The 12,345-nt window shown below is 43.1% G+C and carries 9 protein-coding genes; 1 reads left to right on the forward strand and 8 read right to left on the reverse strand.

Features of this window, described 5'->3' with window-relative positions; translation table 11 throughout:
• Positions 1-217: 217 nt before the first annotated feature.
• From JMX48_RS00365 to epmB, 8 genes are all read right to left on the reverse strand, one after another.
• Positions 218-505, reverse strand: coding sequence for a DUF4031 domain-containing protein (locus tag JMX48_RS00365; RefSeq protein WP_201533106.1), 288 nt, complete (start codon positions 503-505; stop codon positions 218-220).
• 34 nt (positions 506-539) lie between these two features.
• The gene (locus tag JMX48_RS00370; RefSeq protein ID WP_201533107.1) at positions 540-2,816 is read right to left on the reverse strand and encodes a transglutaminaseTgpA domain-containing protein; all 2,277 of its coding nucleotides are present in this window, start codon (positions 2,814-2,816) and stop codon (positions 540-542) included.
• The gene (locus tag JMX48_RS00375; protein ID WP_201533108.1) at positions 2,813-3,862 is read right to left on the reverse strand and encodes a hypothetical protein; all 1,050 of its coding nucleotides are present in this window, start codon (positions 3,860-3,862) and stop codon (positions 2,813-2,815) included. The genes JMX48_RS00370 and JMX48_RS00375 overlap by 4 nt, the downstream gene beginning before the upstream one ends.
• A 136-nt stretch (positions 3,863-3,998) precedes the next feature.
• Complete coding sequence (locus tag JMX48_RS00380) at positions 3,999-4,958, reverse strand: AAA family ATPase (protein ID WP_201533109.1); 960 nt, start codon at positions 4,956-4,958, stop codon at positions 3,999-4,001.
• A gap of 49 nt (positions 4,959-5,007) precedes the next feature.
• Positions 5,008-5,469, reverse strand: coding sequence for a c-type cytochrome (locus JMX48_RS00385; protein WP_201533110.1), 462 nt, complete (start codon positions 5,467-5,469; stop codon positions 5,008-5,010).
• A gap of 242 nt (positions 5,470-5,711) precedes the next feature.
• Positions 5,712-7,799: an EAL domain-containing protein gene (locus JMX48_RS00390; protein WP_201533111.1), complete on the reverse strand. Its 2,088-nt coding sequence runs from the start codon at positions 7,797-7,799 to the stop codon at positions 5,712-5,714.
• 350 nt (positions 7,800-8,149) lie between these two features.
• A complete protein-coding gene (locus JMX48_RS00395; protein ID WP_201533112.1) occupies positions 8,150-9,964 on the reverse strand; it encodes a hypothetical protein in 1,815 nt (604 codons plus the stop codon).
• A 636-nt stretch (positions 9,965-10,600) separates the two neighbouring features.
• The gene (gene epmB, locus JMX48_RS00400) at positions 10,601-11,608 is read right to left on the reverse strand and encodes an EF-P beta-lysylation protein EpmB (RefSeq protein WP_201533114.1); all 1,008 of its coding nucleotides are present in this window, start codon (positions 11,606-11,608) and stop codon (positions 10,601-10,603) included.
• A gap of 156 nt (positions 11,609-11,764) precedes the next feature.
• Here epmB and efp point away from each other — a divergent pair, with 156 nt between their 5' ends.
• Positions 11,765-12,340 carry an elongation factor P gene (gene efp, locus JMX48_RS00405; RefSeq protein WP_201533116.1) on the forward strand — a complete coding sequence of 192 codons (576 nt, stop codon included), beginning with the start codon at positions 11,765-11,767 and terminating at the stop codon, positions 12,338-12,340.
• The last annotated feature ends 5 nt before the right edge of the window (positions 12,341-12,345 follow it).

Raw genomic sequence — 12,345 nt, forward strand, 5'->3', positions numbered from 1 at the left:
TGAAAATCCGAGTAAATAAAAGGTGGCTAGCAAAAGCATAGTCCACCTTTTTTATATAGCCGATTCACTTTAAATCCGATACAGTGCTGCTGGGGTAGATTTTTTGCAGCCTCTGTCACGCTTGCGAACAGCACGCCATAAGCATTTACCCCACTAGCACGTAGCTACTAACGTATCGATTTTGTTTTGAACTGACTATATTTGAGTTAAAATTGCATTAAGCGTTATAGGATTGCATCATTTGAGCATTTAGCTCTACTTTTAACTTTTTAGCACATTCGATAATCTTTTTTCTGTCAGCAGCAATAGCACCGTGCTGGATCGCGGTTTCTCGCATTTGTACGGTGACATCATAATGAGGATAACTGGCATTGCGATGAAATAAGCGCTTATCCACTTCAATCAGCGCGGCAAAATCATGCAACTCTTGCAGTGTGTCTGCCAGCATGTGACACCATTTATAGCCTTTAAATTCTATCTGCACAAAATCCACGTAGATTGCCATATGAGAGCCTCTCTTATTCATATTAAAAGAACAGTCAAAGTAATTCGCTTACCTTCTTCTTTAATTGCGTTAAGACTTTTTGGTAGTCGCTGTCACTGATTTCAAGTGTGCTTAGCCGCCCATAACGTAGCTGTCGATAGTCTTGTTGAATCTCTATTATTTTTGCTTGCGCTATTTTTGTTTGAGTCGCTTTTGGATCATGACTGTCTTTTGATTGACTCGCCGTGTTGATCTCAATCCCACTCAGAGCATTTAAGTCAATAGCCGTGGCCAAGCGCTCAAGCCAAGCCAATTGCCCTTCGCTTTCATCGCGTGCCAGCGATTTATCAGATTTGCCAATGCGTTTGGATAATTGTGCAAGCGGCAGGTCTGCTGGATGCCAGCGTTTGCGGCGGCGTTGCCAAATGACGAAGACTAAAATACTCATGACAATAATAGCACTCAACGCCAACCAGACAATTTGCTGCATGATTGAGGTGATGTTAAACCACTTAAACAGTGAGTCGGCTTGTTTGTCCTGATCGTAACCAACGACGTCTTTTTGCCAATAGTAGCTGGCTTGATCTGAGAGGCGGCGTAAGGTTTGTAGCATTTGATACTGCTGATAATTGATTTGTGCACCAGCGCCATCACCGAACATCGCCGCCCCTTGTGATTGCGTAATCGCATTCATCCCTTGCTCAACGCGTTCAGGCGCAACAAACGCTGTCGGATCAACACGTACCCAGCCTTGACCCTCAAGCCACACTTCCGTCCAAGCATGCGCATCCTTTTGCCGCACCTCCCAAACATTGCCGCCACGGCTCAGCTCGCCACCTTGATATCCCGCGACGACGCGTGCTGGTATACCCGCAGCGCGCAGCATAAAGGTAAAGCTAGAAGAATAATGCTCACAAAACCCCGCCTTTGTGTCAAACAAAAACTCATCAATGCGGTTATTTCTGAGTCGTGGCGGTGATAGCGTATAGCGAAATTCTGTTTGATTAATCCAGCGCTCAATAGCCGCCATATAGCGCACTGGATCAGAACCTGATTGGGCAAATAACTGCTTAGCCAATGCTTTTGATTTAGGATTGCCTTCATCTGGTAAGGTAAGATTCAAACGCCGCGACTCATCAGACAGAACGGGGTCGATACGCATCGGCGCAAACTGTAATACATCGTAGCGCAACTGCTGAGTGACGGGCTGATCTTTTAATAAGGTAAAGTCTGATGTAATACTGATATCTTGGCGCTGAGAAAAAGGATAATCGAGTCCAAATAGCCAGTTTTGCTGCGTGGGTTCTAGGACAATCTTATAAGTTGCAGGCGTACTTTTTGCTGCATCAGGAATAGTGGCAAGCGCATTTTCGATCCAAGCAGGCGGTCGTGATGACGGTTGCCATTGTCGCTGCTGCGGACTAGGACGCCACGTGACGCCATCAAAATCACTAAATACCAAACCCCGCCAATAAAGCTCTTGTTGGGGTGGACGGTTGTCTTCAAACTCTACGCGAAAAGCCAGCTCAGTCGATTGTCCTAAATTGGCAAAATCACCGGGCGACATACTATCAGACACGCCAGTAGTTGCTTGATTTCCTGACAGCTGTACTGACCACAGCGGCGGCAAACGTGGAAAGAATAAAAACAAAACCACCAACAACGGCAATGCCCCAATACCCAACACACCCAAAGTCCGTAATCGACCATCACCACGAGTATTGCCATCATCATTGAGCGCAATAAATGCCAATAGTATGATAACCGCTCCGACAATCACCTCTAAAGTCGTAACCAGACCTTGATCCATCAAAAATAGCGCAGCCAGTACAAATAACGATAAATTCAATACCACATAAGCATCACGGCGCTTGTACAATTCCCATAGCTTGCTGATAAGACAGAGCACTAAAAATGCCACGCCCATATCCAGTCCGAACGCGGTATTGTAAGTCAGCCATAGACCTGCCAAACCTAATAAAAAGCCGAGCATTTGCATGCCTTGATAGACACGTTTTAAATACGCAATTTTTTTAAACTTGGCTTTTATGCGCGGCAGTTGCGCGGCAATACTAACCACAGCAAATCCAATCAACCATAATGGCAGATGCGCCGCATGGGGTGAAATAACGAGCATCTGAGCAATTAATACCCAATAGTATGCTGGCAAAGCGAATAGCTTGCGATACCACTTAGCATCGCCATCCTGCATAACATGAGCGTTGATGTCATAACCTAGAGCCAGCTGCTCAAAGCTTGCACGATTTGTTTCAGAGAAGCCCGTATATTTATCTTCAGCTTCATTTTTAGAATGTTGTTTAGAGTGGGTCATGGCGCTTTCGCCAATCTTAACAAGCAAGTTTGTGCAAAGCCATCGCCTTCACCCATCGGTGCATCAGAAGGCATATCATTCGGTAAACGCATGTTAAATGGTACGCCTAATTCACCTAACTTCATCGCGCCATACGCCATTTGTGCCAACCTCTGCTCATGATGGGCGGCTGGCATATCGACATAATCTAACGTTTGCTCATCACCGACTGGATCAGCGAAATGCTTGGTAAACATGCCTTGACCGCGCGCCACGTGACCCCAAGAAACTCGTGCCAGCGACTCACCTTCGATATAATTATCCAGCCGCTCAAAGTCATCTTGACCTTGCCGATACTGCCCACCTGTTGGCAAATCTTTCAAACTTGCGACCGAATACTGTGTTTGCCAATCAAATACTTCAGGTTTTGGATAGACCCAAGCGTTACGCACAAAATAGACGTAAGACCATGCCCGCATAATACCCAAAGGGTAAACGGTTTTTATTTTTAATCTTGGCAATTCAAACTGCCCACGATGATGTGTCTGAGCAGGCAAACGAATAATCTGCTCACCTTGTAGCCGTGTCACGAGCACAGAATGCTGACCATCCACGTTATGCTTAATTTTCTTATTGGCTTTTTTATTATTTTGCTTGCCAATCGTGCTGTCAGTCTGCTCAAAACTGAACAATAACTGTCGTCTTGGCTGGCGACTCTCGCTATGCAGTTGCAAGGTGACCCAAACAGGCGCACCCGCTTCTGCCATCGTCACTTCTATTAGTTGTACCTTTAAACCTGAGATATGGGCGAAAGTCACATGGAAGCTGATAAGCCAAACACTGATTAGATAAAAACACAAACCCAATACCAAGTTATTGCCATAGTTGATACCAGCGATAAAGGTGATGACCAATAACACCGCAAATAGCAATCCTTCACGGCTAAAAAAGATATAGACATTACGAAAATTGAGCGTGGCGCTATCACTTTTGGGCGCACGCGAAGCAAACCAACGGCTGAGTGCGGAAGTGGCTGGCACGGTTAAGGCTTTTGGCAAAAGGCTCATGACTACCCTATCCTTACCATCACATTGATATTCTTATCGATTTTTGCTTTCATCGATTGATACTCTCATCGATCATTGAATAGTCATTTTAAAAATATGCGTGCTATTAAATAATAGGCGATTACATAACGAGCTTTTAAACAACAACCGCTACGTCTGCCAAGATGCGTTGCGCGATGGTTTGTGTCGCTTGTCCTCCAGCCACATGCGCAGGTACAAAACGCTGACCCAAACGGTGATCGGTGACTGCAGCAAACACCGCTTGAATGTCTTCGGGCGTCATCTCCATATGTCCTGATACATAGGCATAAGCTTGTGCCGCACGCTGTAGAGATAGCACACCACGTGGCGATAAGCCGTGATACTCTTGGCTTGCTCGTGTCTTTGCAACCAATCTTTGTAGATAATCCAAGACCACATCCGCGACATAAACTTGTTTAACGCCTTGCTGTGCCAATAGTACCGCCTCGGTATCAAGTACCGCAGCCAACTCTTTTAATAACTCACGGCGATCCTGACCTTTCAGTAGCTCGCGCTCTGCGGTAGGTGACGGGTAACCGAGCGATAAGCATAGCAAGAACCGATCTAGCTGCGATTCAGGGAGCGGATAGACGCCTGCTTGCTGCAAAGGGTTTTGAGTTGCGATCACAAAGAACGGCTGAGGCAAAGGATAGGTTTGCCCATCTTGGGTCACTTGCCGTTCTTCCATCGCTTCTAGTAAGGCACTTTGCGTCTTGGGACTGGAGCGGTTGATCTCATCAGCGAGTAACAGTTGAGTAAAGATAGGACCAGAACGAAACTCAAATTGCTGTTTACTTTGATCGTATATATTCATTCCTAAGATATCTGCTGGCAACATATCATTGGTAAACTGCACACGGCTAAAGCTCAAGCCTAACAACTGCGCCAAGCCTTGCGCCAAAGTGGTTTTACCCATACCCGGAATGTCTTGTAGCAACAGATGACCACCTGCCAATATACCGCTGAGCGCCAATTTAATGGCTTGCGGCTTATCTAATACGATTTGATTTAACTGCGCCATAAGCTGGGCAATTTTTTGCTGATTGTGACGATAGTCGGTCGCTGAATGGGTCATATTGAGTTACTGGCTCATTTTTATGGGAGTAATGATTATAAATCAGAGATTATTTTTTATCATCTTCAACGATCGGCGCGGCCGCACGAAGCGTTGATAAATAGGCGATCACATCCGCCCGCTCTTTAGCGTCCGGCATTGGATTTGATAGCATCTTTGAGTTTAGCATGGCTTTTTCTGCATCGGCGATATAAGGGTCGAGCGTTTTTGCATCCCATACCCAACCTGATTTTTTCAACCCCTCGCTATAGGTATAATCTTTTAGCTCTGCGGCTGGTGCTCCATATATATTCATCAACTGCGGACCTTTTTTATTAAGACCCGCATTGAGCTGATGACACTGACCACAGGCATCTTTATAGATTATAGCGCCATTATCGGCATCACCTTCAGTATATAGTGGCAGGGTGACCGGTGAACGGTGGTCAGGTGGTGTATTTCCCCCGCAGGCAGTGAGTAATAAAACAGCGGCAAAAAGACCACTCATTTGATATTTACGGATGATAGGCATTTTTAGCAATCTTTGGTTGAGAGATGACAGCTATAGATAAACGATATAAATAATAATGCAGCAGTGAGATACGTAGCAAGCAAAATCAATCATCTTTTATAAACAGCTGGCTATAAGAGTGCAGCGTTATTTATCAGTATTTAAACCAACGAATAACGCTGAAATAACAACAATAATAAATGGCCTTTATAATACGTAGCCGTTCTCATAGGTAACTATCAAAACTCTATAGCGTCTTCAGTTCAATTCGCCACCTTTATCGTACTGCTAGGCTCTTCTAAATAGTAACCTTGCAAGTAGCGTGCGCCCACACTCCACGCGACTGACATAGTCGCTGCATCTTCAATATAAGGCATTAGCACGTCGACATTGACGTCATTGGTACGCATGATAAGTGATTTAACCGTTTCCAAATTGTCTTCTGAATCAAGGCCTTCCACGTAGCTGCGAGCCAAACGTACCATGTCCGGCTGCAAGAGACTGACAATTTCTATAGATTTGGCAGAAGAGCCAAAGTTATTAATGCCCATTTGACAACTGACTTGGTTCAGTGCGGCAAACTGGTTTTTTGCCACTGTTAAATGATCCGAGATATCTTTTTCACTAAACTGTAAGGTTAGTGTCCCAGCGACACCGCCTACTGCTTTTATAAGTTGACTGACAACATTGGGCAGTTTTTTGTCAATCAATGAGGCGCTAGTCAGTTGCACCAGCAATTTGGCTTCAGGATGATTTTTACGTACGTCATTTATTTTTTTACAAGCATTGATCAGTACCCAACGATCTATTTTTTCTAGCAATTGATGCGTCTTCGCAACTGCCATAAATTGCCGAGGAGTCAATACGGTATTGTCAGCATCAGCTAATGGTAACCTCAGATATACTTCAAAAAAGTCGCTACGATCATGGTTGATATCGTATATAGGCTGGAACAATAACTCAAAACGATTATTGGTAATAGCATCAACCAAAGACTCAGCGAGTGCATGATCATCACTATTGGCATGTTCACTTGGATCGTATACATGATAGGTGCCACCATGATTGGCTGTATCAGCCATGATCTGAGCGATGGCATCCATAGCGCGCTCAAGTAATATACTAGGCTCTGCCGTATTTTTCTCAATTTTGACAATACCAATACTAACCGTCGTGCTTGTGGTACGCTTATCCACTTCAATCGGCTTATCATTGATAAGTGAACCAATGTGTTCAGCCAGTTTTTCTAATTCTTCAGTTGTCTTGTCTTCTACTAATATAGTAAAAGCGGTATCACTAAAGCGGCTCACATAACCGTCTGATACCAGCTCATCTAATGTATAAGCGACTTGTTTAACAGTCGCATCTATTCCTTGTAAACCCATACTACTACTGATTTTACCGACATTATCAAGCTGAATATACAATAGTGCTGCTGTCAGTATCCCTTCCCGCGCTTGCTGGTATACTATTTCCATTCGCTCTTCAAAGCCGCGTCTATTGTCAATCCCTGTCAAGCTGTCTTTACGCTCAGCCGCCGCCAACCGCTTGGCAACATCCGCACTATTGCTATGGTTTTGCTGGATAATAACCTGAATCACTGGCTCGCCATCTAACGTCGCTGCTGCCAGCTGTAGTTTTGCTTCAAAAGTGCTGCCATCCGTTCGTAGGCTTTCAAATTTAAACTCTACTTCTTGCCGACTACCCTTCTCAAATTGGCGCAAAAATTGTTTGAAACCCTTGACGTTATCGACCCCTGCAATCAGATCAACAATAGGAACACCTATGGCATCGTTCATCGACTCAAAACCAAAAAGCTGAAGGTAAGGGTCATTGGCGAAAATATGAATCCCTTGATCTATATAGGCAACGGCGCTTTTAGAATTCTTAATCAATACATTGGCACGTTGCTCTGCTTCAGAGATGACATGCCGTAAGGTTTTGAGCTCGCGGCGACTGCGTAAATTATCATGCTGCAAACAAATAGACATCACTACAGCCATTTCTTGATCGACTTTCAGCGCTTTGACCATCGTACCGCTAACAATGTTAGGTAAGCCCGCATCATTGCAGCTAACCGCTGCCATGTCATCATTCATTAGGCAGATCATCGGCAGATCAATACTTTGTTCTTGAACGATACCCACAACATCTGTAAAACTCATATCATAGGCATTGCCAAATACTAGGACATCCCAAGGCTGTCGCAGTAGCTTTAATAGCTCATCCTTGTCATCCAAAAATCCTAAATTTATGGTGTCATAATAATAACCCAGCAGGTTCACAAGACGCTCAGCGTAGAGCTGATCATCGTCAATGACTAATAGATTTAAGATGGACTGAATGCGCATAAGAAGCCTTTTGAATATGGTTGTCTTGTTTTGATAGCTGACTTTTAATACCGTACACCTTTTCCAACAACACCACTAGGGCATGTCATCAATTAGCACACTTAATCATTTTAAGACTTACAATGTAAATGATGACACGCCCTAGTACAGAATGCACTATAAGGATTGGGTCTAGTAATTTTTATGATACTTATACGCTTATTTCATGAGAATGCTATGCTTATAGGATTAAGCGATCATACAGCTGAGAGTAACCATAGCCGTCATTATAGACAATAATTCAATGGGTTGCAGGTTAACTTACCCTTATCATTATTTAGTTGTGCTATTTAAACGAAAATATAGACGGACTATAACTTTAGTACCTCGTACTGGCTAAATTCATCAGTGAATAGCAACCTTTGTCCCAAACGCAAAGAAGTCTGCTTATTATTAATACGCATGATTACTCTATCATTCGTACTAAAATAGGAAGTCGGCACAATGACCGTACCTGTGGTTTGTAGCTGCTCATCTCTACCAAGAATAAATGCGGGCACAAAATGTTGAATATGTGCGTCTCTCCCCTCGATACGCAAGCCGCAAGCCACTAACGTGTGTCCCAGTACTTGCCACTCAACTTCGGGATTTTTGCCATCAAGATTGAGCCAGCGTACTATTCCCATTGACCAATCAGGCGGTGTACTCGTCTCAGATCGGCAGACTAAGAAAAAATTCATAATACATAATGGTGGCGGTGCAGTCGTAGTAACCTCATCATCAACGCTCACTACCGTTAGGTTTTCTGTATTAAAGAGCGTTGTGCTTTCCTTGATGACATTTACTACATCGGAAAACTCTGACGCTACCTGTAATTTCTCTCTTTCAGCCGCTAGCAGACCTTCTGACTTTTCTGAAAAATTCAGGGTGCGAAAATGTGGTGAACTCTCATTACCATGCACCGTTTCGCTAATTAGTATTCCTTTATTGCCGTGCTTCTGCTTGACTGTATCATAAAGCGGTCGATACTCATTTGGCAGCTCATCCATCGCAATCAAGCTGGCAAAATTTTTCGAATGACTGACACGGTAATGAATGTTGTTAAAACCCGTAATCAAGACAGCTTCTTTTTTAATGGAGTACTGAGTGGCTAGGATGCGTGGCGGCTGTAAATATCGATAACTAACCATCATCGAGATTTTGGTCAGCAAGTAACATTCAACCCCTTCGCTATCGTTATCACATAATATTTTTATACGTGACTCAAGATACTCAATCATCGGTGTCAGTTCTATAAATAGACAATGATAGCGATCTTCGTACGGGTTGATATCAGAATTGGCCGTCAAATACCTCGGCGGCTTATCGCTGTGCAAATCAACGAATACCCGTGTCTCGGTCTTTGGCTCTATCGTCGCAACAATATGCTTGGCCCATTCAGGTAACAAACGTTGCACCAGCAAAATGTTAGGGCGCTGCATGGCACATACGTTTAACAAACTGTGCAAACAAATTTGACAATACAGACCATGTATATTATCAGCTTGCCTTGTGACCGTTGTTACATTTAAATCAATATCAGAGACGTGATGCTGATACGCAAGATCATACAGCTGATTGATTTTAGACCATAGCAGAGGTGAAGGGTTTTGATAACAAACTGCTTCTTCAGCCAGTAATTTTTGATAGGTTACCAACGTTTGATAAATAGCAACAGCAAGTGTCATTGATACAGATTTATTGGTGTTAAAATAACGTTGCCAGCCTTTACGAGCAGAGTCTTTTTGTTGACTATTTAGCAATGCTTCTTTGTGGCGTATGACTGTGTCGTACGCCATAATAATGAGGTAGTAAAGTGATTTTATCTGATCCACATAGACCAACTGGTCGTCACTAAGCGCGCCTGTCTCATAAATATAATGTTGCCGTAACGTCGCAATCAATTGATCCGAGGCATCTATAACGGTGGCGATTAATTTGAGGCGTTGCCGCTCTTCTATATTGGCCCCACGTAATGCGGTGAGCACTTTTTCTAATTGCTCAGCCTGCTGTGCTGGCACCTGTGAAGGCAATTCTACCAATAATTTGAGTAAGTAACTTTCTTGACCGTTGATCGATTGATTCGATGATAATGGCTGTGACTCTGTAAAAGACAGATACTCTTGAAACATTGATAAAGTTATCATCGGCATTCCTAAGAACTAGGGCGTGTCCTCATTTTAAAAATGGTCATAAAAATGAGATAAATTGCCGTCAAACGAGGAAAATAGCGCAAATAATATCAGGATATTAATTAGCTATTTAACGATGTTTGGCAAACTTTAGCCATTTTTAGCCCATTTAGATAAAGTCGATCCACTATAAAGTAGATATAGTGCTACTGGGGTGAATTTTGCGTAGCCTCTGGCAGCAACGGCACAGCAAGCAAGGAAAATTTATCTCAGTAGTGCATGATAATAGCTGTATATCTTTTATCTAGGACTGACTATATTATCGTTTGAATTGAGGACACGCCCTAGGGTAAGTGCTCATTTTTATTATAAAAACGAGCTAAATTTTCGTCAAATAACAACAACATGACAGATAATATAAATCTATAAATCAACCACTCAACATCGTTTGATATGCATTTAGCCTTTTTAGCACACTAAAACACTCATTGATCTAGTTAGGATCGTGCCCTAAGCAAAATTCTATAATGCAGTATGCAACAACACCAAACAAAAGAATACAAAATATTAAGTAAGCATCAAAAATAGTCTACCTGCTTTCCAACCATCACTTTTCATTCATTCACTTTCTCATATATTATAATGCCTATATTAATCATTATTGTAAATATCAATTGGCACCTTAAAAAGCTTATTTGGCAACTCTCTTACCAGCTTTGGCACGAGATAACCTGGCAGTGCTGCTAGTAATGACCAATAAAGTTTGATTGATGACTGCTCGTCTTTATCAAAATGAGCAGCACCAGCCACTTTATCTAGTACATGCAAATAATAAGGCAATACGCCAGCGGAAAACAAACGTTGGCTTAATTGCGTCTGAACCTCAACGCTATCATTGATACCTTTTAATAGAACAGCTTGATTCAATAAAGTAATACCAGCAGCTCGTGCGCGCTGCAAATATTCTGACGTCAGCACATCGATTTCATTGGCATGATTACAGTGGATCACCATCACGATATGACAGCGACTTTGGGACAACCTCTCCAACAACGCTTCATCTAAACGTGCTGGAATGACCACTGGCAAGCGAGTATGCAGTCGAATAGTGGTCAGTTGCGGGATGGACTCTAGCGTATCCAACCATGCAAACAAACGCCTATTTGTCACATTTAATGGATCGCCGCCACTCAAAATGACCTCATTAATCTCAGGATGTTCGGCAATATAGTTGACGATATTTTCTTTCGCATCGGCAGTTGGCATATTGGCACTATAATCGAAATGCTGACGAAAGCAGTAGCGACAGTGAATGGCGCAAGCACCCGTAATGGTCAATAACACTCTTGACTGATACTTATGGAGCATACCTTTAACTGGGTTCTGCGTATTCTCGCTCAAGGGATCCGCCACATAGCCCGTGACATTAACTTGCTCACGTTGATCTGGTAGTACTTGTTTTAATAAAGGATCATCACGATCACCGATGGTCATTTTTGCCACAAATCCACGTGGTACTCGCAGCTCAAAATGCTTAGGCACATAGACGTTTTCGCGTAGTGATTCGAGCTTTAGGATACTAAGCAACTCATCAACCGAGGTAATGGCTTCGGATAATTGCGTTTGCCAGTTTTTTTGTGTGATTAAATGGTTTATCATGACAGCCTACTATCTGTGCCTAAAAGGCGATATTATACGCCCTTATGGTGTACCCTATCAAAGTATACCAGTTACTCTCTGAGCACTCGGCGTAACAGCAGCTTTTTGTATAGTAAGCACAACCTATCATCATATTTACAACCCTAGGAGTCTCTTGTGGCAAGTTTTTCTACTAATGAATTTAAAGCTGGTCTAAAAGTTATGCTTGATGGCAATCCTTGCGCCATCCTCGAAAACGAGTTTGTCAAACCAGGTAAAGGTCAAGCCTTTAACCGCGTCAAGTTGCGTAATCTTCGTAGTGGTAAAGTATTGGAACAAACGTTTAAATCTGGCGACAGCTTAGAGGCCGCTGACGTGATGGATACTGAAATGAACTATCTATATAACGATGGTGAATTTTGGCATTTTATGCATCCTGAAAGCTTTGAGCAAATCCAAGCGGACAAAAACGCGCTGGGCGATGCACCTCAATGGCTAAAAGAAAACAGCAATGCACTATGCACTATTACTCTATTCAACGGCGCACCTCTATCAGTAACCCCGCCTAATTTTGTTGAATTGCAAATTACCGAAACGGATCCTGGCGTACGTGGTGACACCTCAGGTGGCGGCGGTAAGCCTGCCAAGCTAGAAACAGGCGCGGTCGTCCGTGTACCACTGTTTGTACAACAAGGTGAGTTTGTACGTGTCGATACTCGTACTGGTGACTATCAAACTCGAGTCAGCCAATAGCATGT

The organism is Psychrobacter immobilis (assembly GCF_904846225.1).
GTDB lineage: Bacteria > Pseudomonadota > Gammaproteobacteria > Pseudomonadales > Moraxellaceae > Psychrobacter > Psychrobacter immobilis_F.